We start from the raw sequence: 25,546 nt of genomic DNA on the forward strand, positions 1-25,546 counted from the left end.
GGTTTATTTATGATTATCAGGAGGTGCAATGAATGAGTGAGATCAGAGTAAGATTTGCCCCCAGTCCTACCGGATATCTTCATATCGGTGGATTAAGGACAGCTCTTTACAATTATTTGTTTGCCAGGAAAAATGGCGGTAAGTTTGTATTGAGGATCGAGGATACGGACCAGACCAGGTTTGTCGAAGGTGCTATAGAGAATCTTATCCAGTCTCTTGAGTGGGCTGGAGTCAAATACGATGAGGGAGTATTCATTGAGGACGGCCATGTTGTGGAAAGAGGAGAATATGGACCGTATGTCCAGTCAAAAAGACTTCCCATCTACAGGAAATATGTTGAGGAGCTTCTTGAAAAAGGACACGCCTATTACTGCTTCTGCTCTAAGGACAGGCTGGAGGCCGTTAGGGAAGAGCAGAAGGTCAAGGGCATGGTGCCAAAGTACGACGGCTTCTGCAGAAATATTTCCCTTGAGGATGCAAGGAAGAGAGTGGCAGCTGGTGAGGAGCACGTCGTAAGATTAAAGCTCCCTTACAACAGAGACATACACTTCCATGACATAGTGAGAGGCGACATAATCATTAACACCAATGACATAGATGATCAGGTCCTTTTGAAATCAGATGGATACCCGACCTATCATATGGCTGTAGTAGTCGATGACCAGCTTATGGGAATAACCCATATAGTAAGGGGCGAGGAGTGGTTGCCTTCAACTCCGAAGCATATTTATCTTTATGAAGCTTTCGGATGGGATAAGCCGACTTATGTTCACCTGCCAACTGTACTGAACAAGGAAAGGAAGAAGCTGTCGAAGAGACATGGAGATGTTTCTGTGGATGACTTCAGAGCGAAGGGCTACCTGCCGGAAGGTCTTGTAAATTATCTTGCACTGGTCGGATGGAGCCCTGAGGATAACGAAGAGATCCTTTCCATGGAGGATATGGTCGAAAGATTTTCCTTCGAAAGAGTATCAAAGACCGGAGGTATATTCGACAAGGATAAGCTGGATTGGGTAAACGGCCACTATATAAGGAGTAAGTCAGTGGAGGAGATAAGTGCCCTAAGTGTACCATATCTTGTTGAAGCCGGGTTTATAGACGATGCCTTTGTTAAAGAAAATGGGCAGTGGCTGAACATCCTGATAGACACTGTGAGGGAAGGGATGTCTACGCTATCTGAGTTGCCTGAGAAGGTAGATTTCATATTCAAGGATAAGCTTCAAATAGAGGAAGATGCTTATTCAGAGTATCTTGAAGATGAAAATGCCAGGATCCTTATGCAGGCGATCAAGTCAGAGCTTGAGAAGATTGACCTGATCGACATGGAATACGCCAAGGGCTTTATGAAGATTATACAAGCAGCGACAGGCATTAAGGGCAAGAACCTATTCATGCCTGTGAGAGTAGCTCTAACGGGGAGTGCTCATGGTCCAGAGCTAGTCAATGTGCTTTACCTTCTAGGGAAAGACAGGATAATATCAAGAGCAGACGCCGTACTCAACAGGTAGGCGCCTATTGAAATAAGCATCTCAATCGTGTAGAATGGACTTGATAGCAGGAGATGCTTTTAACAACAAATATTTAAAAATCGTCTCCGACATTAGAGACGATTTTTGCATTAAATAAGATCAGGAGGTAAGCATATGAAGCTGTACAATTCACTAACCAGAAAAAAAGAAGAATTCGTCCCTGTGGTAGAGGGTCAGGTATCGATGTACAATTGCGGACCTACTGTCTATAACTTCATCCATGTTGGGAATGCAAGGCCATTGGTCATATTCGACACACTGCGAAGATTTTTCATATACAGAGGCTACGACGTGAAATTCGTAGTAAACTTTACGGATATCGACGACAAGCTCATCAATAAGGCTAATGAGGAGAATATAACTGTCAAGGAGGTGGCGGATAGGTATATAGCAGCCTTTAAGGAGGATGCGCAGGGACTTAATATCTATGATTACAATACGGTGCATCCAAAGGCCACTGACTACATCTCGCAGATGGTCCAATTTATCTCTGAGCTGGAGAAAAAGGGTGCTGCCTATGCAGTAGACGGAAACGTATACTTCAGCATTGAAAGTGCTAAGGACTACGGTAAGCTGAGCAAGAAAAATATCGACGAGCTGCAAAGCGGTGCCAGGATCGAGATTAATGAAGACAAGAGGAACCCTCTTGATTTTGTTCTATGGAAAAAGGAAAAGCCAGGTGAGCCTTCATGGGACAGCCCATGGGGCAAGGGAAGACCAGGCTGGCATATAGAGTGCTCAGTTATGGCCAAGGTGCTTTTAGGCGAGACTATCGACATCCACTCAGGTGGGGAGGATCTTCAGTTTCCACATCACGAGAACGAGATTGCCCAGTCGGAGACGCTTTCAGGTAAGCCCTTTGCCAATTACTGGCTCCACAACGGGATGCTTTTTGTAGACAACCAGAAGATGTCCAAATCCCTTGGAAATTTCTTTACTATAAAGGAGATCCACCAGGAGTATGACCTGGAGGTATTGAGATTCTTCCTGCTTTCAGCTCACTACAGGTCTCCAATAAACTTCAGCAGAGAGGTTATGGATCAGAACAAGAATGGTCTTGAGAGGCTTTATAACGCAAAGAAGCACCTTGAATATTGCCTTGAAAGAGCAGGGAGTAAAGACTCGGAACTTGATAAGGAGTTCGCTGCAAGAGTGGATTCATACCGAGACAGCTTTATTTCCAGCATGGAGGATGACCTGAATACAGCAGATGCTGTTGCTTCAGTGTTTGACCTTGTTAAGTTCACAAATTCGGAGGTCGACGAGACCACAGGCTATAAGGAGATCGAGTATGCTCTGAATACCCTGATGGAGCTTGCAAAGGTCCTTGGGATCCTGTCAAAGCATGACGAGCTGCCCGATGATGAGATCATCAAGCTTATTGATGAGAGAGCTGCAGCCAGAGCAAGCAAGGATTTTAAGAGATCGGATGAGATCAGGGATATCCTTAAGGAGAGAGGTATCATACTTGAGGATACAAAAGATGGTGTAAAATGGAAAAGAGCATAGAGCTTGATGCGCTTAATATTTTCAGGCGAATGAACCAGTCACTGAGCAGAGAGGATGTAGAGATGCTTTCGCCCCTTCAGCTGGCGTACATTGGAGATGCGGTCTACGAGCTATTTGTGAGAACTGTTATCCTTAACAGGGACCAAAATGCAAAGCTTCTCCATAAAAAAGCTACAAGCTACGTCAGTGCAGCCTCACAGGCTGAGTTGGTCCACAGTCTCGATGATAGGCTGGACGACAGGGAGAGAGAGATGGTCAGGAAGGGAAGAAATGCAAAGACCAACACCTCGCCTAAAAATGCTGAGTTGATCGATTATAAATATGCCACAGGCTTCGAGTGCCTTATGGGCTATCTTTACCTTTCAGGAAGAGATGAGAGGCTGATGGAGCTGTTTGAAGACATTAAAAAGATCAAAGGATAGGAGGAGGTCCCGTGAAGGTACAATTGCTAAGATATACTCCAGATGGCGAAAAGCTTGTAGCCTCTGCTGCAAAGCTATGCTACTCCCCGGTCGGAATTGATGAGATAGAGCAGGGACAGGATGAAGAAAGAGTTCATAAATTTCTAGACCTTTTGATGGACCTGGGACACGAAAGTCCAATAGAGCATGTGAGCTTTACATTTGGGATAGAGGGGGTTTCCAGGACTTTGACCCATCAGCTGGTAAGACACAGGATAGCCAGCTATTCTCAGCAATCACAAAGATATGTCAGACTTGACCAGTTTGAGTACATCATCCCTCCATCCATAGACAGAAATCCTGAGGCAAGGGAGCTGTTCATAAAGACAATGGAGGCTGACCAGGCAGCATATGATAAGCTGGTTGATATGCTCTTCAAAGAGCATTACGAAGCTTACCTTGCTCAGGGCAGAAAGGAAAAGGACGCCAAGCAAAGAGCGGAAAAGGATGCTATCGAGGATGCGAGATACGTATTCCCTAATGCCTGCGAGACAAAGATAGTTGTTACTATGAATGCCAGGAGCCTGCTGAATTTCTTTGCATTAAGAACCTGCAACAGAGCGCAGTGGGAAATAAGGAGGCTAGGGATCGAGATGCTGAGGGAGGTAAAGAAGGTTTATCCTACCCTGTTTAAGAATGCCGGCCCAGGCTGTGTGAACGGCCCATGCCCTGAGGGAGTCATGACCTGTGGGAAAATAGTGGAAGTAAGAGAGTTTTTTGAAGATATGGATAGAGAGGCTCGGAGATAGCCTTTTGGAAGAAGGAGAATAATATATGAATGAAATGTATGTTGCAGGAAGGAATCCAGTACTCGAGCTGTTAAAATCAGAGAAGCAGATAGACAAGCTTTATGTTCTTAAAGGAGAGCTTAAGGGCTCAATAACAAAGATCATCGGCATCGCTAAGGACAGGAAGATAGTAGTTCAGCAGGTGGATAAGACAAAATTGGATTCAATGGCTCAGGGGAATGCACACCAGGGGGTTGTGGCTCTGGTCACAGGATTTGTATATTCGACTGTGGATGAGATCCTGGCAAATGCAAAGGCAAGAGGAGAAAAGCCCTTTGTCGTGGTTCTAGATGGAATCGAGGACACGCATAATCTGGGAGCTATTATCAGAACGGCTGAGTGTGCCGGAGTTCATGGAGTCATCATACCTAAAAGAAGATCGGCTATGGTGAACCAGACTGTGTATAAAAGCTCTGCTGGAGCAGTTGAGCACATGAAAATCGCTCAGGTGAACAATATCGTCCAGGCCATGGAGGAGCTGAAGACAAAGGGACTATGGCTATTCGGTGCAGATGCAGAGGCCGAGAAGTTGTACTCAGATACTGAGATGATCGGATCAATAGGCCTGGTCATCGGTGGTGAAGGCAAGGGTCTGTCAAGATTGGTAAAGGATAAGTGCGATGTTCTTGTAAGCATTCCAATGAAGGGAAAGATATCTTCGCTGAACGCATCCAATGCGGCTTCCATTTTGATCTATGAGGCAGTGAGACAATCTCATGGCAGGGAATAGCAAGAACAAGGAGATCTTGGTGGTTGACGGCTACAATATCATAAATTCCTGGGACAGACTTAAAGAAGTGGCAGCAGTGGACTTTGAACATGCGAGACTTGAGCTTTTGGAAATACTGTCTGAATATCACCATTATTCAGGAATAGAAACCATCGTAGTGTTCGATGCCCATCTTGTAAAGGGAAGCATTCGCAAGGAGGAGGAGTACAAGGGTATAACTGTTGTATATACCAAGGAAAGTGAGCTTGCAGACCACTATATTGAAAAAATGCTGGATGAGCTTGGAAGAATAAAAAGGATAAGAGTTGCAACCTCGGACAGGACTGAACAGGAGATAATACTTTCCAGGGGAGGAACCAGACTTTCTGCCAGGGAGCTGGAGGCAGAGATAAATGATGAGATGAGTCTTGTTGCAAGAAAAAGAAAAAAGATAAATATGAAGAATGATATCCAACTGGGGAGACTTGCTGACAGAGTCAACCACAAGCTGAAAGACTGGGATAAGTAGGATTTTATGACTTGATTGCTGGAGGAGTGGAAATGAGTATTGACAGAACAGTATCCGAACCACAGGAGAATCTGGATACAAAGACAGATGAACAGATCGTTGCCATGGCTAATGATGGCAGCATTCCTGCGCTTGAGCATCTTATATACAAGTATAAGGATTTTGTTAAGATCAAAGCTCACTCTTACTATATAGTAGGAGCCGACAGAGATGATATCGTGCAGGAGGGAATGATAGGACTTTATAAGGCTATCAGGACCTATGACATCGGTAAGGCATCATCCTTCAAAAGCTTTGCCGACATTTGCATTACCAGGCAAATGATCACTGCGATCAAGTCTGCGACAAGACAAAAACATATACCTTTGAACTCCTACGTCTCCCTGAGCAAGCCTTCCTATGGAGAGGGGAGGTCAAGTGCGATGGAGACGATGGGCTCAGGTAGATCTACCGATCCCATGGAGCTTATTATTGGAAAGGAATCGATGGACAGCATTGAGCAGAAGCTGACCGGACTTTTGACTTCGCTTGAAAGAGAGGTCCTCCAATCCTACGTGGAGGGCAGAAGCTATGAGGAGATAGCGACTGATTTGAACCGTAGAGTGAAGAGCATTGACAACGCCCTGCAAAGGGTAAAAAGGAAAATCGAAAGATACCTTATAATTGGAGAATGAGTATTGACAAGGCTATAGTTCAATAGTAAAATAACATATTGTAAGCCCACGTAGCTCAGGAGGTAGAGCACTTGCATGGTAAGCAAGAGGTCACCGGTTCAAGTCCGGTCGTGGGCTCCATATAAAATTAGAAACACCCGGATAAGTTTTCTTAGGAAGAATATTATTAAGGGAGGATCAAGAAATGGGTAAGCAAAAATTTGAAAGAACGAAACCCCACGTCAACGTAGGAACAATAGGCCACGTTGACCACGGTAAAACCACACTGACAGCAGCGATAACGCTAGTATTGAACAAGAGATTCGGAACAGGTGAATTCATCGACTACGCACACATAGACAAGGCACCAGAGGAGAGAGAAAGAGGAATCACTATATCAACATCCCACGTTGAGTACGAGACAGCAAACAGACACTACGCTCACGTAGACTGCCCAGGCCATGCTGACTATGTAAAGAACATGATCACCGGAGCAGCACAGATGGACGGAGCTATCCTTGTAGTATCAGCAGCAGACGGCCCAATGCCACAAACAAGAGAGCACATCCTTCTGTCAAGGCAGGTAGGTGTACCTAAGATAGTAGTATTCCTTAACAAGGAAGACATGGTAGACGACCCAGAGCTTATCGAGCTTGTAGAGATGGAAGTAAGAGAGCTGTTGACAGAATATGAATTCGACGGAGACAACACCCCTATCGTAGCAGGATCAGCATTGAAGGCGCTTGATGATCCAATGGGACCATGGGGAGACAAGATAGTTAAGCTTATGGATGCAGTAGACTCCTACATTCCACAGCCACAAAGAGAGATAGACAAGCCATTCCTGATGCCAGTAGAGGACGTATTCTCAATCACAGGAAGAGGAACAGTAGCAACAGGAAGAGTAGAAAGAGGAGTAGTAAAAACTGGAGACAACGTAGAGATAGTAGGTCTTACAGAAGAGTCCAGAACAGTAGTAGTAACCGGAGTAGAGATGTTCAGAAAGCTTCTTGATGAGGCACAGGCAGGAGACAACATAGGAGTGCTTCTAAGAGGAGTACAGAGAACAGAGATCGAAAGAGGCCAGGTACTTGCAAAGCCGAAGTCAATAAAGCCACACACGAAGTTTGACTCAGAGGTATTCGTACTGAGCAAGGAAGAGGGCGGAAGACATACCCCATTCTTCAATGGCTACAGACCACAGTTCTACTTCAGGACAACAGACGTAACAGGCGACATCAAGCTTGAAGAAGGCGTAGAGATGGTAATGCCAGGAGACAACGCAAGATTTGCAATCGAGCTTATCACACCGATCGCGATGGAAGAGGGATTGAGATTCGCGATAAGAGAAGGCGGAAGAACAGTTGGAGCAGGCGTTGTAACTAAGGTTTACGAATAAGACATAAAAGACTGGGTCTTTTGACCTGGTCTTTTTAATGATTCCTGCAGGCTCAAATGGGTCAATAAATTTATTGACAGCATTTTTTATTTATGATAGGTTATATTAGTAGTCTTAAAAATAATGGGATATTGTGCCCTGATACTTTTATTGACATAGAATTTCGGAATCGGGAAAGGGTAGGAGGTGTGATAAATGAGAGACAGAGTCACATTGGCGTGCACTGAGTGCAAGCAAAGAAATTACATCACTAAGAAAAACAAGAAGAATACGACTGAAAGAATCGAGCTGAAAAAATACTGCAAGTTCTGCAAGACACACACTGCTCACAAGGAAACAAAATAATAACTCAAAGTAAGGATGTGAAACAATGGCAGCAGGAGCTGAAACTGTTAAATCCAAGGATAAAATAGCCACTTACTTCAGAGGGGTGAAGTCTGAGCTCAAGAAGGTGCTTTGGCCAAACAAAAAGGAACTGATCAACTACACAAGCGTAGTTTTATTTATCAGTATCCTTACAGCTGTGGTCGTGTATGTTCTGGATCTTTCAATAGGCGGTATTTTGTCACTTATTATTTCTTAAATACAAGGGAGGGAAGGGCCTGTATAGGTCCTATGCATTATGACGGACAAAGAATTAAGTAGGGAAGAAAGAGCCAAACAGGCAAAATGGTATGTAGTCCACACTTATTCTGGTCATGAAAACAAAGTTAAGGCCAACCTTGAAAAAATGGTGGAAAACAGAGGGATGAGGGATGATATATTCGAAGTGGCTGTGCCTACGGAGGAGTATATTGAAACCAAGTCTGGGAAGAAGAAGCTGAAGGAAAGAAAAATGTTCCCAGGCTATGTTCTCGTCAAAATGATAATAAATGACGAATCCTGGTATCTAGTAAGAAACACCAGGGGAGTGACCGGATTTGTCGGACCTTCGTCAAAGCCCGTACCTCTATCCGATTCAGAAGTAAGAGCACTGGGAGTTCAGGAGAAGGTAGTAATGCCTTTGGTCGACTTCAAGTCCAAGGATGTTGTGAAGGTTATCACTGGTCCTTTCGAAAACTTTATCGGAACCATCGACACCATAAGCATGGAGAAGCGCAAGGCGAAGGTTTATGTATCCATGTTTGGGAGAGAGACCTTGGTGGAGCTTGAATTTGACCAGATAGAAAAGATGTAATCGGTTTATAAGCAATATTGCTTTATAAATAGGAAGTGCAGTGGGAGGGATTTTCCCGCTAAACCACAATGAAATGAGGAGGTGGAATTATGGCAAAAAAAGTCACGGCTCTAGTAAAATTGCAAATCCCAGCAGGTAAGGCAACACCAGCACCACCTGTAGGTACAGCATTGGGACCCCATGGTGTAAACATAATGCAGTTTACGAAGGAGTTCAACGCTAGAACAGCAGACCAGGTAGGCATGATCATTCCGATAGTACTGACAGTATATCAGGACAGATCCTTTACTTTTATAACAAAGACGCCGCCGGTACCGGTTCTGATTAAGAAAGCTGCAGGAATCGAGTCAGGTTCAAAAGAGCCTAACAAGAAAAAAGTAGCTAAGTTGACCCAAGCTCAGGTAAGACAAATAGCTGAGACAAAAATGCCTGACCTTAACGCTGGATCAGTAGAGGCAGCGATGAGTATGGTAGCAGGAACAGCCAGGAGCATGGGAGTAGAAGTAGAACAATAATTATGTGGGAGATTTGATCGCTAATACCACGAGGAGGTTTTAAGTTATGCCAAAGAGAGGAAAAAACTATCAGGAAAGCTTGAAGCTTGTTGATAGAACAAAGCTCTATGATACATTAGAGGCATTGGAGCTTGTTCAACAAACAGCCAAAGCCAAATTTGATGAAACTATAGAATTGTCAGTAAGGCTTGGAGTAGATCCAAGACATGCTGACCAGCAGGTAAGAGGAGCAGTAGTCCTTCCACATGGTACTGGAAAGACCAGAAAAGTACTTGTTATCGCCAAGGGCGAGAAGGTTAAGGAAGCAGAGGATGCAGGCGCTGACTTCGTCGGTGGAGACGAAATGGTTGCAAGGATCCAAAACGAAGGATGGTTGGATTTCGATGTAGTAGTTGCTACTCCGGACATGATGGGCGTAGTTGGTAGAATTGGTAGGGTTCTCGGACCTAAAGGCCTTATGCCTAACCCAAAATCAGGAACAGTAACCTTCGATATTGAAAAGGCTGTTAATGAGATCAAAGCCGGTAAGGTAGAATACAGAGTTGACAAGGCTAGTATCGTGCACGTTCCCATAGGGAAGGTTTCCTTTGGAACTGATAAGCTTAGAGAAAACTTCCAGGCTATCGTAGAGGCATTAATAAAGGCAAAGCCTTCAGCAGCAAAGGGTAAATACCTTAGAACTGTAACCGTTGCCAGCACTATGGGCCCTGGGGTAAAAATCAATCCAGGAAAACTCAGCGAATAGTTGACACGGTAGAATACATCTGGTATAATTCAAAAGTCAATTAAATAAAAAACCGCAGACAGCAGGTGCCAATGGCTCAATATCCTGCCGAGGTGAGATAATACAAATTCGATTATTTGGGTCTCTACGTGTCTGCGTGTGAGACCTTTATTTATTAGAAGAAATCAGGAGGTGAACAATAGTGAAGGAACAAACCCTTCAAGCGAAAGCTCAAATAGTTGAGGAAATCAAAGAAAAGATCAGTTCATCTCAATCAATGGTGTTGGTCGATTACAGAGGCCTTAATGTGGCTCAGCTGACTGAACTCAGAAAAAGATACAGAGATGCTGGAGTTGACTACAAGGTTTACAAAAACACGATGATGAGATTTGCATTCAAAGAGCTAGGATTAGAGGAATTTAATGAATACCTCAAAGGACCGTCGGCAGTTGCCTTCGGGATCAATGATCCAGTTTCAGCGGCAAAGATTTCAACAGAATTTGCTAAGACAAATGATAAGCTTGAAATCAAGGCCGGTATCGTAGATGGTAAGGTAATCAGTGCTGAGGGAGTAAAGAACCTTGCAGAGCTTCCACCAAGAGAAGTTCTTATTGCACAGGTACTGGGCGGCTTCAATGCACCGATCCAGGGATTCGCAAATGTTCTTCAGGGAACGATCAGAGGCTTGGCTATTGCTCTTAACGCAATAGCAGAGAAAAAGAGTGCGTAAGCATAATAAAAATCGGAGGGATAAATAAAATGGCAAGTGAAAAAGTATTAAACCTTATTGAAGAAGTAAAAAACCTTACAGTATTAGAGCTTTCAGAGCTAGTAAAGGCTCTTGAAGAAGAGTTCGGAGTAAGCGCAGCAGCTCCAATGGCAGCAGCAGCAGCACCTGTAGCAGCAGCAGCTGTTGTTGAAGAAGAGAAGACTGAGTTCGACGTAATCCTTGCATCAGCTGGTGCAGAGAAGATAAAGGTTATCAAGGTTGTTAGAGAGCTTACAGGCCTTGGACTTAAGGAAGCTAAGGATCTTGTAGACGGAGCACCAAAGCCAGTTAAGGAAGCAGCAAGCAAAGAAGAAGCTGCAACTATGAAGGCTAAGCTTGAAGAAGTAGGAGCAGTTGTAGAAGTAAAATAGTTAACTTAAGAGGCTTTCGAGGAAAGTCTCTTTTTTTTTCAATAATGCTGCCATAGCGTTTGACAATAGGATATCTGTATGATAATATAATCCCGAGTTTGACAGTTAAAATTACAAAAAAGCTTGGAACACATTGCAACAACTATGTTCTAAGCTTTTTCATTTTACTCAAAAAGTGCGTACTTTTTTTAGTTCTTAGTGATTTTTAAAATATTTTCTTAAATTGCAATAACAAGTTGAACTAATCCTTTGAACCTCAAAAACTGTTGTAGAAATCATATAGCATAAATTAGATCCAGTTCAGCATCAAAGAGTTCCTCGGGTGTCTTATATCCGAATATCTTTCTTGGGAGACCATTGATCCATTCTTCCAGTCGCCCAATGACATCATGGCTGTAATCAGTGATCCGTTTCCCTTTGGGGATGAATCGTCGCAGCAACCCATTGTGACGCTCGTTAGTGCCTCGCTCAAAGGAGGAATAGGGGTGTGTGAAGTAGATTTTCGTCTCACTACCTTCAAGGATAGCAAGACCCGAAAATTCGGACCCATTGTCTGAAGTTATGGATTTGAATACACTGGAAAACCCACTACCAAAATCTTCTTTCAAACGTTCTATTTCAGACATTACAGCTTCTGCCGTCTTGCCTGGGATTTTCCTTACCAGTGAATTTCTGGTTTTGCGCTCTACCAAGGTTAAAAGCGCTTCATCTTCCTTTGATTTGGAGCCAATAACGGTATCGATCTCCCAATGGCCAAACTCTTTACGGTCATTAATATGCTCTGGACGGTTGCGGATGCTTTCTCCTAGGATTTTCTTGTTCTTGCGAATGATTTTTCCTTTAGTCTTTCGTCTGAGCTTGAGGGGTAGCTGAAAGTTAGTAATACCCATGAGTCCAAGGTCAATGTAGTTGTAGATGGTTTTAGTGCAGAGGGTTTTACTGAAAGTACCATCGATACGAGCTTTACCAACGGCAGCATCTACAGACCATGAATTTTCAAGCATTGTGACTTCAATGTGTTTAACAAAATCTTCGCATTCCATGATCTGATATTTTCTGCGGCAGGCCTTTCGATTTTCTTTATATCTTGCCTGACCAGCATCAGCGAGGTAGACGGAAATAGTTTTGCCGGCTTTGATCTGAGCTATTGTGCCACGCTTAATCTCGTTTAGAATCGTGTTTATAGGTCGTTCTAGAGCCTTGGAGATACCATAGGATGTCTTACCATCCTTCAACATTAACTCAATTTTTATTCGTTCAGTTAAAGTAAGGTGTTTATTCTTTAGCGGATTTGGTGTAAACTGTGTATTATCCATAGTGATCGCCTCTCTGTCTAAAAATTGTTTGTGGTAAAACTATTTTACAACAGAAAAGGTCACTATGGATTTTTATTAGTTCAATTTGATTTTACAATGAGTCTTTTAAAATATTTTTGACCTGTTTCATTTTTAGTATCTGATAGTCAGTCCTAAAGCCAAATGAATCGTGCAATGTGTCGGTGAAGTCGTTTCTCTCATAGGTTGGGATCAATCCCTCACCAGGTACCTCATAAAAGTTCATATCCCTTAGACCCTTGATAATTTCACAGGTTGTAAACTTGTTGCCAAGAGACTTCTCAAGGTATCTATACACTACCAAAGACAAAAAACATGTTGTAAAGTGAGCTTGAATCCTTTCATCTCGACTTAAGTACACCGGTCTTGACTTGAATTCACTCTTCATGATTCTGAAGCATTCCTCAATCTCCCATCTTCTGTGGTTTACTCTGATTATTTCACTGACATCATCTTCCAGATTTGTACATACCGCATAAAAGCCATCATACATGGCTTCCTTGGAAACCAGAGTATTGTCAATACTAAGCAGTTCCTTCTCAGCCACTTCACCATCTGTAGTCACATTGATTTTCTCTATGAACCTCTTGTAGTCATTAGAACTCGACTTCTTAAGCTTTGCAGGATTCTTTTCAATAACATCCACAGCCCTTTGTACTTGATTTTCTCTGATCTGCATTTTGTAGTTCCTGTATTTCAGGGAGTAGGTGACAATCAGTCTTTGCTCCAGGCCATTCTCATTAAACCACCTTTCCTTATGAAAGGTCTTTAAATAATCCTTCTCCTCATCCAGTTTGGAAATGTCATGTGTCTTCCCACTATCTCCATACATCCATCCCTTAGGGTCTAGAGCCCATTCCTTGAGATGGTCCTTAAGCATCTTAACAGATTGAGTTGTAATAAATGCTCTGTTGCTCATATCATTGAATTTCCTGTTTTCAATTGATGAAAGACCAGCATCGGTGCAGACCACAAACCTCGAAAGCTTGTAATCCGAGATGATCCTCTTCTCCAAAGGCTTAAGGGTCTTCTGTTCATTTGTTCTTCCACTATGTATATCAAAGGCAAGAGGAATTCCATCGCCATCCATAAACAAACCCATCTGAACAATAGGATTGGGTTTGTGGTCCTTAGAGTGTCCATACTCTCTTAAACCAGACTCTTCCTCAATCTCAAAGAAATAATTGGTGCAATCATAATAAAGTACCCCAGTGTTCCTCTTTGAAAGCTTTAGGCTATTTTTGTATAGTTCAGACTGGATAAAATCAGTTTCCTTAGAAATGACATCAAGAGCCCTGTAGACATGCTGGATATCAAAGTCAGGTTGCTCGATGAATCTTGAAGATAGGTCATATGTAGCAAGTTTAGATGATGGGAATATAATCCTCCCATACACGAGTCTCGAAAGAATAGAATCTAAATTAAAGGTGAACTTATGGCGTTTAGAAATTTCCTTGCAGATATCATGTAGCTTAAGATCATGATAAATCTTTTGGAGAAACAGGTAACCTCCATTAAAAGAACGCTTTTTATCTTTGGCAATAAGCTTAGTGGGAGAATAAGGGACCATAACCTTACTGGTATCTTCTTTCTCCTTTTCATTAAGCTCATCGATATAGGTTTTAGCCCATTCGTAAGGATCTTGTCCATTCAACTTTTCCCTTAGCTCAGCTTCTGTACCAAGCTTTTCAACTATCACAGAAGAATTAGATTGAGTTTTACTATTATAGATGGATTTTATTACATAAAGCGAAGCAGAATTTTTTGATTTACTAACCTTAAGTCTCATACACAACACCTCCTATTACTACTATTATAACACAGTGCGAGAAAGTGCGCTATATAAAAATGAAAAAAAGCGAAAAAAAATAAGCTATTTAGAGCTTTTGAATGGGTTTTGCAATATGCAAGTGTCAAACTTCCGGCTTGAAGAAGTAGGAGCAGTTGTAGAAGTAAAATAGTTAACTTAAGAGGCTTTCGAGGAAAGTCTCTTTTTTTTTCAATAATGCTGCCATAGCGTTTGACAATAGGATATCTGTATGATAATATAATATATTGCATAATAATGATTATAATGGGAATTCTATACGATAAAAGATGCTCCATTATATTGGACGACCGGCAGAAAGTTTCACCAAAAGCGAGTGCTTTTGGGTATTTTAGTTTAATGAGGGGTGAAATTTTAATGGTACATCCTGTAACATTTGGAAAGCGGGTCAGAATGAGTTACTCCCGCATCGACGAGGTACTTGATCTGCCCGATCTGATTGAGGTACAGAAATCCTCCTACGATTGGTTTCTCAGGGAAGGATTGAAGGAGGTTTTTGAAGACATCTCCCCCATCCAGGACTACACAGGCAATCTCATTTTGGAATTTGTCGATTACCATATTGGCGAATCCATCAAATACGATGAGAATGAAGCCCGAGAAAGAGACGCAAATTACTCAGCACCATTGAAGGTCAAGGTAAGGCTTATAAACAAGGAGACCGGTGAGGTGAAGGAGCAGGAGGTATTCATGGGCGAAATGCCATTGATGACCGATAAGGGAACCTTCATAATCAACGGAGCAGAGAGAGTAGTAGTAAGTCAGTTGGTCAGATCCCCAGGTGTATACTACAATGAAGAAATTGATAAATCCGGTAAACGGCTTTATTCATCGACTCTGATCCCTAACAGGGGGGCATGGCTGGAGTACGAGACTGATTCAAACGACATCGTCTATGTCAGGATCGACAGGACCAGAAAGGTTCCGATAACGACTCTTCTCAGAGCTTTAAAAATTCAATCGGACAGCGAAATAGTCGAACTGCTTGGAGAAACTGAGCAGCTATTGACGACTCTTGAAAAAGACACTACCTCCACAGAAGAGGAGGCTTTGCTTGAAATATACAGAAGACTGAGACCGGGCGAGCCGCCAACGGTTGACAGTGCAAAGAGTCTGTTGAACAACCTTTTCTTTGATCCAAGAAGATATGACCTGGCTAAGGTAGGAAGATACAAATTCAACAAGAAACTGGCCCTCTACAGCAGGATAACCGGCAAAAGAGCTGCCCATGACGTGATAGATCCATCTACAGGTGAGATATTGCTTGAAAAGGGAGAAAAGATTTCCAGAGAAAAGGCGATGGAGATCGAAAGTACTGGAATAAATACTATAAAGGTACTACTGGACGACGGGAAGGAAATAAAGGTATTAAGCAATAATTTTGTCAGTGGAGATTCCTTTGGACTTCCATTCTCCTTGAAGGAGCTTGGTTTAAGAGAAAAGGTATATTTTCCGCTTATGAAGGAGCTTGTGGAGCTGTATCCTGATGAGGAAGAGCTTAAGTCAGCGATAAAGGACAGAATAAAGGAGCTATCTCCTAAGCATATAATTATCGATGATATAGTAGCTAGCATTAGCTATGAATTCAACCTATTCTACGGGATTGGAAATACAGACGACATCGACCATTTAGGCAACAGAAGGCTCAGAAGCGTTGGAGAGCTGTTGCAGAACCAGTTCAGGATCGGTCTTGCAAGAATGGAAAGAGTTGTCAGAGAAAGAATGACCATCCAGGATGTGGAGATGGCGATACCGCAAGCGCTGATAAATATAAGACCTGTAGTCGCTTCGATCAAGGAGTTCTTTGGAAGCAGCCAGCTGTCACAGTTCATGGATCAGACTAATCCCCTTGCTGAGCTGACTCACAAGAGAAGGATGTCAGCCCTTGGACCTGGTGGCTTGAGCAGAGACAGAGCTGGCTTCGAGGTGAGGGACGTTCACAACTCCCACTATGGTAGAATGTGTCCGATCGAGACGCCTGAAGGCCCCAACATTGGATTGATAACCTCACTAACGACCTATGCAAGGATAAATGAGTACGGCTTCATTGAAGCTCCTTATAGAAGAGTCAAGAATGGCAAGGTAACAGGTCATATAGATTATATTACCGCAGATATAGAATATGAATTGATCATCGCTCAGGCAAATGAAAAACTGACTGAGGACAGCGAGTTTGAGAACAAGAGGATCATTGCTCGAGGCAAGGCAGGGGTTGCGGACATATTTAGCCCTGAGGACATCGACTATATGGATGTTTCGCCAAGACAGATAGTATCAGTAGGTACTGCAATGATACCATTCCTTGAGAACGACGACGCCAACCGTGCATTGATGGGCGCGAACATGCAAAGACAGGCTGTTCCGTTGCTTGTGACTGAAGCTCCTATAATAGGGACAGGTATCGAGTACAAGGCGGCAAAGGATTCAGGCGTCGTAGTGGTTGCAAGAAATTCCGGAGTCGTGCAGAAGGTAACCTCCAACGAGATATTGATCAGAAGAGATTCGGACAATCAGATAGACAGATATAAGCTTTTGAAGTTCAAGAGATCAAACCAGGGTACAACGATCAACCAGAGACCGATCGTTAAGGCTGGGGAAAAGATTGATAGAGACCAGATAATTGCCGACGGCCCAAGTACAGATCAGGGCGAAATAGCACTTGGGAAGAATCTGCTTATCGCATTTATGACCTGGGAGGGCTATAATTACGAGGACGCGATCCTACTGAATGAAAGACTCGTTATAGAGGACGTTCTTACCTCAGTTCATATCGAGGAGTACGAATCAGAGGCAAGAGACACAAAGCTCGGGCCTGAGGAGATAACCAGAGATATACCTAACGTTGGTGAGGAAATGCTTAAGGACCTCAATGAAAAAGGTATAATCAGGATCGGAGCAGAGGTCAAGGCTGGGGACATTTTAGTTGGCAAGGTAACTCCTAAGGGAGAAACCGAGCTTACAGCTGAGGAAAGACTTCTTAGGGCGATTTTCGGTGAAAAGGCCAGAGAAGTCAGAGATACCTCGTTGAGAGTACCTCACGGTGAAACTGGTATAATCGTTGATGTAAAGATCTATTCCAGAGACAACGGCGATGAGCTGCCTCCTGGCGTAAATCAAATGGTCAGGGTCTATATAGCAACTAAGAGAAAGATCAATGTCGGCGACAAAATGTGCGGAAGACATGGAAATAAGGGAGTTATCTCCAGAATAATGCCTCAGGAGGACATGCCTTACATGCCGGACGGGACCCCTGTGGATGTCGTATTGAATCCGCTTGGAGTACCATCCCGTATGAACCTGGGACAGGTATTGGAGGTCCACCTTGGACTTGCAGCCAAAAAACTGGGCATAAGCATTGCAACGCCTGTATTTGACGGAGCAAACGAAGAAGACATAATGGCAGCCCTCAGGGAAGCAGATTACCCTGAAAATGGCAAGATCAGGCTTAGAGACGGCCGCTCGGGAGAAGAGTTTGCAAATCCGGTAACAGTTGGCTACATGTATATGCTTAAGCTTCACCATCTTGTAGACGATAAGATCCATGCCAGATCGACTGGACCTTATTCATTGGTAACTCAGCAGCCGCTGGGTGGAAAGGCGCAGTTTGGGGGCCAGAGATTTGGTGAGATGGAGGTTTGGGCACTTGAGGCATACGGCGCATCCCATACTCTGCAAGAGATCCTTACTGTAAAATCAGACGATATAATAGGAAGAGTCAAAACGTATGAAGCCATAGTCAAAGGCGAGAATATTCCTGAACCGGGTATCCCTGAATCCTTCAAGGTACTGATCAAGGAGCTGCAAAGCTTGGCACTTGATATCAAGGTAATGGGTGAACAAAGGGAGGAGATCCCGATCAAGGAATCTACTGATGATGACTTGACGGAGCTCGATCTGTTGACTGATGATTCAGCGAGAGGAAGATTGTTCCTCGATGATGAGGAAGATGAGGACGAGGACGCTGACTTAGGGTCCAAATCGAAGACAAAATCCAAAAAGCCAGCTGTGGAGCTTCCGAAGGGATTCCTGATAGAAGAGGACGAAGAGGAAGATTTCCCAGGCTTTGACGACGAGGATTTGGATTAAGGAAGGCTTCATATAATATTATGAAAGGAGAGAATGCTCCTTGGCAACTGATAAAATCATTACCCCAGAGCAGGAAATTGAGGATGCAAGCATAAATTCACCTGATAAGCTGAATATCTCCGATGCAGGTCCTAACGACAAGGTATTTACCTTTGATTCAATAAGGATCGGACTTGCTTCACCGGAGAAAATCAGACAATGGTCGAAGGGTGAGGTCAAAAAGCCGGAGACTATAAACTACAGGACGTTAAAGCCAGAGAAGGAAGGCTTGTTCTGCGAAAAGATTTTCGGACCTACAAAGGACTGGGAATGTCATTGCGGCAAGTATAAAAGAGTAAGATATAAGGGCGTTGTATGCGACAGATGTGGAGTTGAGGTAACTAAGGCAAAGGTAAGGAGAGAGAGGCTGGGACACATAGAGCTTGCTGCTCCTGTATCTCATATCTGGTATTTCAAGGGTATACCAAGCCGAATGGGACTCATACTTGACATGAGCCCAAGAGCTCTTGAAAAGGTGCTTTATTTTGCTTCATATATAGTTACAGATCCAGGAGATACTTCAATGTATGAAAAGCAGCTTCTTACAGAGGCTGAGTACAGGGACGCTCTGGATAAATATCACAACAAGTTCAGAGCCATGATGGGTGCAGAGGCTATTAAGACCTTGCTGGAGAGGATCGACCTTGAGGCTGACTCAAAGGAGCTTAAGGCTCAGCTTAAGGATGCAACCGGACAGAAAAAGATCCGAATAACCAGGAGACTTGAGGTTGTTGAGGCATTCAGACAGTCCGGCAACAGACCTGAGTGGATGATTCTTGACGTAGTTCCTGTAATACCGCCGGACCTAAGGCCGATGGTGCAGCTGGATGGAGGTAGATTCGCAACCTCTGACCTTAATGACCTCTATAGAAGAGTAATAAACAGGAACAACAGGTTGAAGAGGCTTCTCGACCTGGGTGCTCCGGATATAATAGTAAGAAACGAAAAGAGGATGCTTCAGGAAGCTGTCGATGCACTGATAGACAACGGCAGAAGGGGAAGACCGGTAACGGGACCTGGAAACAGGCCGCTTAAGTCCCTTTCAGACATGCTTAAGGGCAAGCAGGGAAGATTCAGACAAAACCTGCTTGGAAAGCGTGTCGATTACTCAGGAAGATCTGTAATAGTTGTAGGTCCTGAGCTTAAGTTTTACCAGTGCGGTCTTCCAAAGAAGATGGCTCTGGAGCTGTTTAAGCCGTTCGTCATGAAAAAGCTTGTCGAAGATGGACATGCTCATAATATAAAAAGCGCTAAGAGAATGGTTGAAAGGGTCAAGCCTCAGGTTTGGGACGTATTGGAGTCCGTAATAAAGGATCACCCTGTACTTCTGAACAGAGCGCCAACGCTTCACAGACTTGGGATCCAGGCATTCGAGCCGGTTCTTGTAGAAGGAAAGGCAATTAAGCTGCATCCATTGGTATGTACTGCGTATAATGCTGACTTTGATGGAGACCAGATGGCCGTTCACGTTCCATTGTCAACGGAAGCTCAGGCTGAAGCAAGACTTTTGATGCTGTCTACCAACAACATCCTGGCACCAAAGGATGGAAAACCAATAACGACTCCTTCACAGGACATGGTTTTGGGGAGCTACTACCTGACGGTGGACAGACAGGGAGAGGCAGGAGAAGGCAAGCTCTTCAAGGACTTCGATGAAATGCTCCATGCTTACCAAAACGGAGATATAGGCATTCACGCAAGGGTCAAGGTAAGAGTCAAGCTGGATAAGGTAGACAAGGGCAAGCTTGTAGAAAGCACCGTTGGAAGATTTATTTTCAACGAGAATATTCCACAGGATCTTGGATTCGTCAACAGGGAGAACGACCTTTATTCACTTGAAGTAGACAGAGTCGTTGATAAAAAATTCTTAAGCTTGATAATCGATAAATGCTTCAGAAAGCATGGCAATGCAGTCACATCGGATATTCTGGACCACATCAAGGAGATGGGCTTCAAGTATTCAACAGTCGGTGCGATATCTATCTCCATGGGAGACGTCATCGTACCTGACGAAAAACCTGCAATGATCAAGCTGGCAGAGGAAGAAGTAGATAAATTTGAGAAGTCCTATAGAAGAGGATTGATCTCAGATGATGAGAGATATGAAAAGGTAATTGAAATCTGGAACCAGACTACTGAGGATGTAACGGATGTCCTTATGAAGGGTCTGGATCCTATGAACAACATATATATCATGGCAATTTCAGGAGCGAGAGGAAGCAAGAATCAGATCAGGCAGCTGGCTGGAATGCGTGGACTTATGGCGAGTGCATCAGGCCGTACTGTCGAGGTCCCAATAAAGTCTAACTTCCGTGAAGGACTTTCTGTACTTGAGTTCTTTATCTCAACTCACGGCTCCAGAAAAGGACTTGCAGATACTGCGCTTAGAACAGCAGACTCAGGATATCTTACAAGAAGACTTGTCGATGTCAGTCAGGATGTCATCGTAAGAGAAGTGGACTGTGGTACAGATCAGTACTTCCTGGTCAAGGCATTTACTGACGGCAAGGAAATCCTGGAGGAATTAAAGGACAGAATTGACGGAAGATACACCTTTGATGACATAGTTCATCCTGAAACCGGCGAGGTCATGGTTAAAGCAAATACTATGATCAGCGAGGATATGGCTGACAAAATACAAAAGGTTGGCATCAAGGAAGTCAAGGTACGTTCAGTCCTGGGCTGCAAAGCTAAGTTTGGGGTGTGCGCACACTGCTATGGCAGGAACCTTGCTACAGGTAAGGAAGTCAATATCGGAGAGGCAGTTGGTATAATCGCAGCTCAGTCTATCGGAGAGCCTGGAACACAGCTTACGATGAGAACCTTCCATACAGGTGGAGTTGCTGCAGCAGCCGACATCACCCAGGGTCTTCCCAGAGTCGAGGAGCTTTTTGAAGCAAGGAAGCCTAAGGGACTTGCGGTGATCTCGGAAATCGATGGGGTGGTGAGCCTCAACGAGAACAAGAGAAGAAAAGAAGTTATCGTTACCTCCGAAAGTGGAGAAACGGCAACCTATAGTATAGTTTATGGATCAAGGATCAAAGTAAGGCCTGGTGATATCATCGAGGCCGGTGACGAGCTTACCGAGGGTTCTGTCAACCCACATGACATTCTTAGGATAAAGGGTGTGAAGGGCGTACAGAATTATATCGTTAAGGAAGTTCAGCGTGTATACAGGCTGCAGGGTGTAGACATCAACGACAAGCATATCGAGATAATTGTCAAGCAGATGCTGGGCAAGGTCAAGATCGAGAGCTCAGGAGACACTGAAATGCTGCCAGGCAGTCTTGTAAATGTACTCGAGTTTGAGGAGACCAACAAAAGGGTAACAGAAGAAGGCGGAATGCCGGCAGTTGGAAGGATGACACTTTTGGGTATCACAAAGGCATCCCTTGCAACCGACTCATTCCTATCTGCCGCTTCATTCCAGGAGACAACAAGAGTCTTGACTGAAGCTGCGATAAAAGGAAAGGAAGACTTCCTTCTTGGACTAAAGGAGAACGTAATAATCGGTAAGCTTATACCTGCCGGAACCGGTATGAAGAGGTATAAGAACGTCGAAATACTGGACTCTTTGCCAAAGTCTGCGGAAGAAAATTTTGTTGACAGTGCCAATCTCTAATGTTAGAATAATTGAGTGTGCAAACTTGTAAGATTCTTGATGACATAAAGATTATGTGGCCAAATGGCCACATAATCTTTGGCATGTTCTAAGGAGGAAGAAAGAATGCTTTCAATGTTACGGACACAGGACAAGATAGTTGGGGCGAAGCAGGTTAAAAGAGCCCTGGCAAAGACTGGTGTTGAGATGGTTTTTATAGCCCTCGACGCCGACAAGAAAGTGACAGGCGAGATCGAGGATCTTTGTCGCTTAAGGTCTGTTCCCGTTACCTACGTCGACAGGATGGAGGAACTGGGAGAGGCTTGTGGGATAGATATTAATGCAGCTGTCGCTGCGTTATTAAATAAAAATTAGAAGGAGGTGCCTTAATGCCAACTATTAACCAGCTTGTTAGAAAAGGAAGAGAAAAGGTAGTCTACAAATCAAAGTCCCCAGCGCTTGGAATGTCATTGAACACTCTTAAGAAAAGGGAATCAGAAGCAAACTCACCACAAAAAAGAGGTGTTTGCGTAGCTGTTAGAACTGTAACCCCTAAGAAGCCTAACTCAGCTTTGAGAAAGGTTGCGAGAGTAAGACTTACAAACGGACTAGAAGTTGCTGCCTACATTCCTGGAATCGGACACAATCTTCAGGAGCACAGTGTTGTTCTTATAAGAGGTGGAAGAGTTAAAGACCTTCCAGGTGTTCGTTACCACATCATCAGAGGTACGCTGGATACTGCAGGTGTCGACAAGAGACTCCAATCTAGATCCAAGTATGGTGCCAAGAGACCAAAGAAGGTTAAGAAGTAAAGTGCTTGAAATGCTAACTACTTTAATATAGATGCATTTTGAGGCGCGACGGCTACGGCCGAGTACCAATGAATTTACTCTATATAGTTGAGGAGGGAAGAATAGTGCCTAGAAAAGGACATGTACCAAAGAGAGAGGTTATGCCAGATCCAATCTACAATGATGTGGTAGTAACAAAGCTTATTAACGGAATTATGCTTGACGGCAAGAAGGGTATCGCAGAAAACATCGTTTACGGTGCGTTCGACATGATTGCCCAAAAGACAGGAGATGACCCTTTAGAGGTTTTCTACAAGGCAATGAACAATATCATGCCTGTGCTTGAGGTAAAGGCAAGAAGGATCGGTGGTGCAAACTACCAGGTTCCAATAGAGGTTAGAGCTGAAAGAAGACAAACGTTAGGACTCAGGTGGTTGGTTACCTACTCAAGAAACAGAGGCGAGAAGACCATGGTTGAGAAGCTTGCAAAGGAATTGATGGATGCAGCAAACGGTCTTGGCTCAAGCGTTAAGAAGAGAGAAGATACACATAAGATGGCTGAAGCCAACAAGGCTTTCGCACACTACAGATTCTAGTAAGTGTCATATTGCATAAATGTGTGGATGGGACTAATTAGTAGGTAATTAAGGAGGAAAAATTGTGCCAAGACAAGTATCACTTGAAAGAACTAGAAACATCGGCATAATGGCTCACATCGACGCAGGAAAAACGACCACCACAGAAAGAATTCTATTTTATACAGGTAAAATACACAAAGTAGGCGAGACCCACGAGGGTGGAGCCCAAATGGACTGGATGGAGCAGGAACAAGAAAGAGGTATCACGATCACCTCTGCTGCAACTACAGCTTTCTGGAAGGATCACAGGATCAACGTCATAGATACACCAGGGCATGTTGATTTTACTGTTGAAGTTGAAAGATCCCTGCGCGTACTTGATGGAGCTGTTGCTTTATTTTGTGCTAAGGGTGGGGTAGAGCCTCAGTCGGAGACTGTTTGGAGACAAGCGGACAAATACCGCGTACCCAGACTGGCTTTCGTAAACAAAATGGATATTACAGGTGCTGACTATTACAGAGCGGTTAATATGATGAAGGACAGGCTTAAGGCCAATGCAGTTCCTATTCAGCTACCGATCGGCAAGGAAGACACCTTTGTTGGAATGGTTGACCTTGTAACGATGAAGGCAAGAGTATACAAGGACGATTTGGGTCAGGAGATCGAGATCACGGACATTCCTCAGGATATGACCGCAATATCCAAAGAATATAGAGAAAAGCTTATAGAAGCCATTTCTGAGTATGATGAAGAGCTTATGATGAAGTACCTCGAAGGAGAAGCTCTAAATGAGGAAGAGATCAAGGCTGGAATAAGAAAGGCTACAATAGACGTTAAAATGACTCCTGTTCTTTGTGGATCATCCTACAAGAACAAGGGAGTTCAGATTCTTTTGGATGCTATTTTGGACTATCTTCCTTCACCACTTGACATTCCGGCAGTAGTTGGTATCAATCCAACTACTGATACAGAAGAGCTAAGACACGCAGACGACAGTGAGCCATTCTCAGCATTGGCCTTTAAGATAGTTACTGACCCATTCGTAGGTAAGCTTGCTTACTTCAGGGTGTATTCCGGTTCTCTTAAAGCTGGAAGCTACGTAACTAATTCAACAAAGGGCAAGAAGGAGAGGATCGGCAGGATCCTGCTGATGCATGCCAACAAGAGAGAAGAAGTAGAAGAGGTTTATGCAGGAGATATCGCTGCAGCAGTAGGTCTTAAGGATACTACTACCGGTGATACACTAAGCATAGATTCCAGCCCGATAGTACTCGAGACCATGGAATTCCCTGAGCCTGTTATCCACGTAGCCATAGAGCCAAAGACAAAGGCCAGCCAGGAGAAGATGTCCATCGCACTTTCTAAGCTTGCGGAGGAGGACCCGACCTTCAGGACCTATACAGATGAAGAAACTGGACAGACTATCATCGCCGGGATGGGAGAGCTTCACCTTGAGATCATCGTAGACAGACTTCTTAGGGAGTTCAAGGTTGAGGCAAATGTAGGCAGCCCTCAGGTTGCATACAAGGAGTCTATCTCCAAGCCAGCAGACGCTGAAGGTAAGTATGTAAGACAGTCAGGCGGTAGAGGACAGTACGGACACGTCAAGCTGAAGGTAGATCCACAAGAGCCAGGAAAAGGCTACGAGTTTGTAAACGCTATTGTTGGAGGAGCGATCCCCAGAGAATATTTTAATGCAATAAATAACGGAATCCAGGAAGCACTTGAGTCAGGTATATTGGGAGGCTACCCAGTTCTTGATGTCAAGGTTACCCTGTATGACGGATCATACCATGATGTCGACTCATCAGAGATGGCATTTAAGATAGCTGGTTCTATGGGAGTTAGAGAAGCCCTTAGAAAAGCTGGACCTACACTGCTTGAGCCTATGATGAAGGTAGAGGTTACTGTTCCTGAGGAGTATATGGGAGACGTAATCGGAGACATCAACTCAAGAAGAGGTAGAATGGAAGGAATGGAGCTTGTCAGTGGGGCACAGATAATAAGAGCATTTGTACCACTGTCAGAGATGTTCGGCTATGCAACTGACCTTAGATCGAACACTCAGGGAAGAGGACTTTACTCAATGCAATTCGACCATTACGAGCCAGTTCCTGCAAGTATATCTGAAAAGGTATTGGGAAATAAATAAAGCA

23 protein-coding genes, 1 tRNA gene and 1 other annotated feature are annotated in these 25,546 nt (G+C 43.8%); of the genes, 22 read left to right on the forward strand and 2 right to left on the reverse strand.

The window, feature by feature from the left end; genetic code table 11:
- Positions 1-32 precede the first annotated feature (32 nt).
- The 16 genes from gltX to rplL all read left to right on the forward strand — a co-directional run bounded on the left by gltX (position 33) and on the right by rplL (position 11,133).
- Complete coding sequence (gene gltX / locus AC4PHB_RS01190) at positions 33-1,508, forward strand: glutamate--tRNA ligase (protein ID WP_492136861.1); 1,476 nt, start codon at positions 33-35, stop codon at positions 1,506-1,508.
- Between the two features lie 135 nt (positions 1,509-1,643).
- Positions 1,644-3,038, forward strand: coding sequence for a cysteine--tRNA ligase (gene cysS, locus AC4PHB_RS01195; protein WP_492136862.1), 1,395 nt, complete (start codon positions 1,644-1,646; stop codon positions 3,036-3,038).
- Positions 3,023-3,460, forward strand: a complete 438-nt coding sequence (locus AC4PHB_RS01200; protein WP_492136863.1) for a Mini-ribonuclease 3 — start codon at positions 3,023-3,025, stop codon at positions 3,458-3,460. Before cysS ends, AC4PHB_RS01200 begins: the two co-directional genes overlap by 16 nt.
- Before the next feature lie 11 nt (positions 3,461-3,471).
- Positions 3,472-4,248: an FAD-dependent thymidylate synthase gene (gene thyX, locus AC4PHB_RS01205; RefSeq protein WP_492136864.1), complete on the forward strand. Its 777-nt coding sequence runs from the start codon at positions 3,472-3,474 to the stop codon at positions 4,246-4,248.
- 25 nt (positions 4,249-4,273) lie between these two features.
- Positions 4,274-5,017 carry a 23S rRNA (guanosine(2251)-2'-O)-methyltransferase RlmB gene (gene rlmB, locus AC4PHB_RS01210; protein WP_492136865.1) on the forward strand — a complete coding sequence of 248 codons (744 nt, stop codon included), beginning with the start codon at positions 4,274-4,276 and terminating at the stop codon, positions 5,015-5,017.
- Positions 5,004-5,525, forward strand: coding sequence for an NYN domain-containing protein (locus AC4PHB_RS01215; protein ID WP_492136866.1), 522 nt, complete (start codon positions 5,004-5,006; stop codon positions 5,523-5,525). Before rlmB ends, AC4PHB_RS01215 begins: the two co-directional genes overlap by 14 nt.
- Positions 5,526-5,557: 32 nt before the next feature.
- The gene (gene sigH, locus AC4PHB_RS01220) at positions 5,558-6,199 is read left to right on the forward strand and encodes an RNA polymerase sporulation sigma factor SigH (RefSeq protein ID WP_492136867.1); all 642 of its coding nucleotides are present in this window, start codon (positions 5,558-5,560) and stop codon (positions 6,197-6,199) included.
- A gap of 44 nt (positions 6,200-6,243) precedes the next feature.
- Positions 6,244-6,319 (forward strand) — tRNA-Thr (locus AC4PHB_RS01225).
- 64 nt (positions 6,320-6,383) lie between these two features.
- Entirely contained in the window at positions 6,384-7,577 is a 1,194-nt protein-coding gene (gene tuf, locus AC4PHB_RS01230; RefSeq protein WP_492136868.1) for an elongation factor Tu, read from the forward strand.
- Positions 7,578-7,772: 195 nt separating this feature from the next.
- Positions 7,773-7,922 (forward strand): 50S ribosomal protein L33, encoded by a 150-nt coding sequence (rpmG, locus tag AC4PHB_RS01235; protein WP_128426470.1) that lies wholly within the window; start codon positions 7,773-7,775, stop codon positions 7,920-7,922.
- Between the two features lie 25 nt (positions 7,923-7,947).
- The gene (secE, locus tag AC4PHB_RS01240) at positions 7,948-8,160 is read left to right on the forward strand and encodes a preprotein translocase subunit SecE (protein ID WP_492136869.1); all 213 of its coding nucleotides are present in this window, start codon (positions 7,948-7,950) and stop codon (positions 8,158-8,160) included.
- 39 nt (positions 8,161-8,199) lie between these two features.
- Positions 8,200-8,754, forward strand: a complete 555-nt coding sequence (gene nusG, locus AC4PHB_RS01245) for a transcription termination/antitermination protein NusG (protein WP_128426468.1) — start codon at positions 8,200-8,202, stop codon at positions 8,752-8,754.
- A gap of 89 nt (positions 8,755-8,843) precedes the next feature.
- Positions 8,844-9,269, forward strand: a complete 426-nt coding sequence (gene rplK / locus AC4PHB_RS01250; RefSeq protein ID WP_492136870.1) for a 50S ribosomal protein L11 — start codon at positions 8,844-8,846, stop codon at positions 9,267-9,269.
- A 46-nt stretch (positions 9,270-9,315) separates the two neighbouring features.
- Positions 9,316-10,014, forward strand: a complete 699-nt coding sequence (rplA, locus tag AC4PHB_RS01255) for a 50S ribosomal protein L1 (protein ID WP_492136871.1) — start codon at positions 9,316-9,318, stop codon at positions 10,012-10,014.
- A gap of 34 nt (positions 10,015-10,048) precedes the next feature.
- Positions 10,049-10,175, forward strand: a sequence feature (ribosomal protein L10 leader region).
- A gap of 20 nt (positions 10,176-10,195) precedes the next feature.
- Positions 10,196-10,723 (forward strand): 50S ribosomal protein L10, encoded by a 528-nt coding sequence (gene rplJ / locus AC4PHB_RS01260; RefSeq protein ID WP_492136872.1) that lies wholly within the window; start codon positions 10,196-10,198, stop codon positions 10,721-10,723.
- A gap of 29 nt (positions 10,724-10,752) precedes the next feature.
- Positions 10,753-11,133 (forward strand): 50S ribosomal protein L7/L12, encoded by a 381-nt coding sequence (rplL, locus tag AC4PHB_RS01265; RefSeq protein WP_492136873.1) that lies wholly within the window; start codon positions 10,753-10,755, stop codon positions 11,131-11,133.
- Positions 11,134-11,408: 275 nt separating this feature from the next.
- Here rplL and AC4PHB_RS01270 read toward each other — a convergent pair whose 3' ends face one another.
- Positions 11,409-12,449: an IS30 family transposase gene (locus AC4PHB_RS01270; RefSeq protein WP_492136874.1), complete on the reverse strand. Its 1,041-nt coding sequence runs from the start codon at positions 12,447-12,449 to the stop codon at positions 11,409-11,411.
- A 91-nt stretch (positions 12,450-12,540) separates the two neighbouring features.
- Complete coding sequence (locus AC4PHB_RS01275) at positions 12,541-14,256, reverse strand: IS1634 family transposase (protein ID WP_492136875.1); 1,716 nt, start codon at positions 14,254-14,256, stop codon at positions 12,541-12,543.
- A gap of 396 nt (positions 14,257-14,652) precedes the next feature.
- Between AC4PHB_RS01275 and rpoB the strand changes: the two genes are divergently transcribed.
- The 6 genes from rpoB (at position 14,653) to fusA (ending at position 25,542) form a co-directional block, all read left to right on the forward strand.
- A complete protein-coding gene (gene rpoB / locus AC4PHB_RS01280) occupies positions 14,653-18,381 on the forward strand; it encodes a DNA-directed RNA polymerase subunit beta (protein WP_492136876.1) in 3,729 nt (1,242 codons plus the stop codon).
- A gap of 115 nt (positions 18,382-18,496) precedes the next feature.
- Positions 18,497-22,042, forward strand: coding sequence for a DNA-directed RNA polymerase subunit beta' (gene rpoC, locus AC4PHB_RS01285; RefSeq protein WP_492137732.1), 3,546 nt, complete (start codon positions 18,497-18,499; stop codon positions 22,040-22,042).
- Between the two features lie 105 nt (positions 22,043-22,147).
- On the forward strand, positions 22,148-22,396 hold the full coding sequence (locus AC4PHB_RS01290) for a ribosomal L7Ae/L30e/S12e/Gadd45 family protein (RefSeq protein WP_492136877.1): 249 nt from the start codon (positions 22,148-22,150) through the stop codon (positions 22,394-22,396).
- Positions 22,397-22,410: 14 nt separating this feature from the next.
- Positions 22,411-22,833: a 30S ribosomal protein S12 gene (gene rpsL, locus AC4PHB_RS01295; protein ID WP_492136878.1), complete on the forward strand. Its 423-nt coding sequence runs from the start codon at positions 22,411-22,413 to the stop codon at positions 22,831-22,833.
- A 104-nt stretch (positions 22,834-22,937) separates the two neighbouring features.
- Positions 22,938-23,408, forward strand: coding sequence for a 30S ribosomal protein S7 (rpsG, locus tag AC4PHB_RS01300; protein ID WP_128426462.1), 471 nt, complete (start codon positions 22,938-22,940; stop codon positions 23,406-23,408).
- 64 nt (positions 23,409-23,472) lie between these two features.
- A complete protein-coding gene (gene fusA / locus AC4PHB_RS01305; RefSeq protein WP_492136879.1) occupies positions 23,473-25,542 on the forward strand; it encodes an elongation factor G in 2,070 nt (689 codons plus the stop codon).
- The last annotated feature ends 4 nt before the right edge of the window (positions 25,543-25,546 follow it).

Source organism: Gudongella sp. QWL-04 (assembly GCF_058683975.1).

Coding starts and splice junctions, on each gene's coding strand:
- AC4PHB_RS01200 (WP_492136863.1), top strand. CDS start 3,023: ATGGAAAAGAGCATAGAGCTTGATGCGCTTAATATTTTCAGGCGAATG.
- AC4PHB_RS01215 (WP_492136866.1), top strand. CDS start 5,004: ATGGCAGGGAATAGCAAGAACAAGGAGATCTTGGTGGTTGACGGCTAC.
- nusG (WP_128426468.1), top strand. CDS start 8,200: ATGACGGACAAAGAATTAAGTAGGGAAGAAAGAGCCAAACAGGCAAAA.
- sigH (WP_492136867.1), top strand. CDS start 5,558: ATGAGTATTGACAGAACAGTATCCGAACCACAGGAGAATCTGGATACA.
- rpoB (WP_492136876.1), top strand. CDS start 14,653: ATGGTACATCCTGTAACATTTGGAAAGCGGGTCAGAATGAGTTACTCC.
- AC4PHB_RS01270 (WP_492136874.1), bottom strand. CDS start 12,449: ATGGATAATACACAGTTTACACCAAATCCGCTAAAGAATAAACACCTT.
- rplK (WP_492136870.1), top strand. CDS start 8,844: ATGGCAAAAAAAGTCACGGCTCTAGTAAAATTGCAAATCCCAGCAGGT.
- rlmB (WP_492136865.1), top strand. CDS start 4,274: ATGAATGAAATGTATGTTGCAGGAAGGAATCCAGTACTCGAGCTGTTA.
- rpmG (WP_128426470.1), top strand. CDS start 7,773: ATGAGAGACAGAGTCACATTGGCGTGCACTGAGTGCAAGCAAAGAAAT.
- AC4PHB_RS01290 (WP_492136877.1), top strand. CDS start 22,148: ATGCTTTCAATGTTACGGACACAGGACAAGATAGTTGGGGCGAAGCAG.
- tuf (WP_492136868.1), top strand. CDS start 6,384: ATGGGTAAGCAAAAATTTGAAAGAACGAAACCCCACGTCAACGTAGGA.
- AC4PHB_RS01275 (WP_492136875.1), bottom strand. CDS start 14,256: ATGAGACTTAAGGTTAGTAAATCAAAAAATTCTGCTTCGCTTTATGTA.
- rplA (WP_492136871.1), top strand. CDS start 9,316: ATGCCAAAGAGAGGAAAAAACTATCAGGAAAGCTTGAAGCTTGTTGAT.
- rplL (WP_492136873.1), top strand. CDS start 10,753: ATGGCAAGTGAAAAAGTATTAAACCTTATTGAAGAAGTAAAAAACCTT.
- rpsL (WP_492136878.1), top strand. CDS start 22,411: ATGCCAACTATTAACCAGCTTGTTAGAAAAGGAAGAGAAAAGGTAGTC.
- cysS (WP_492136862.1), top strand. CDS start 1,644: ATGAAGCTGTACAATTCACTAACCAGAAAAAAAGAAGAATTCGTCCCT.
- secE (WP_492136869.1), top strand. CDS start 7,948: ATGGCAGCAGGAGCTGAAACTGTTAAATCCAAGGATAAAATAGCCACT.
- gltX (WP_492136861.1), top strand. CDS start 33: ATGAGTGAGATCAGAGTAAGATTTGCCCCCAGTCCTACCGGATATCTT.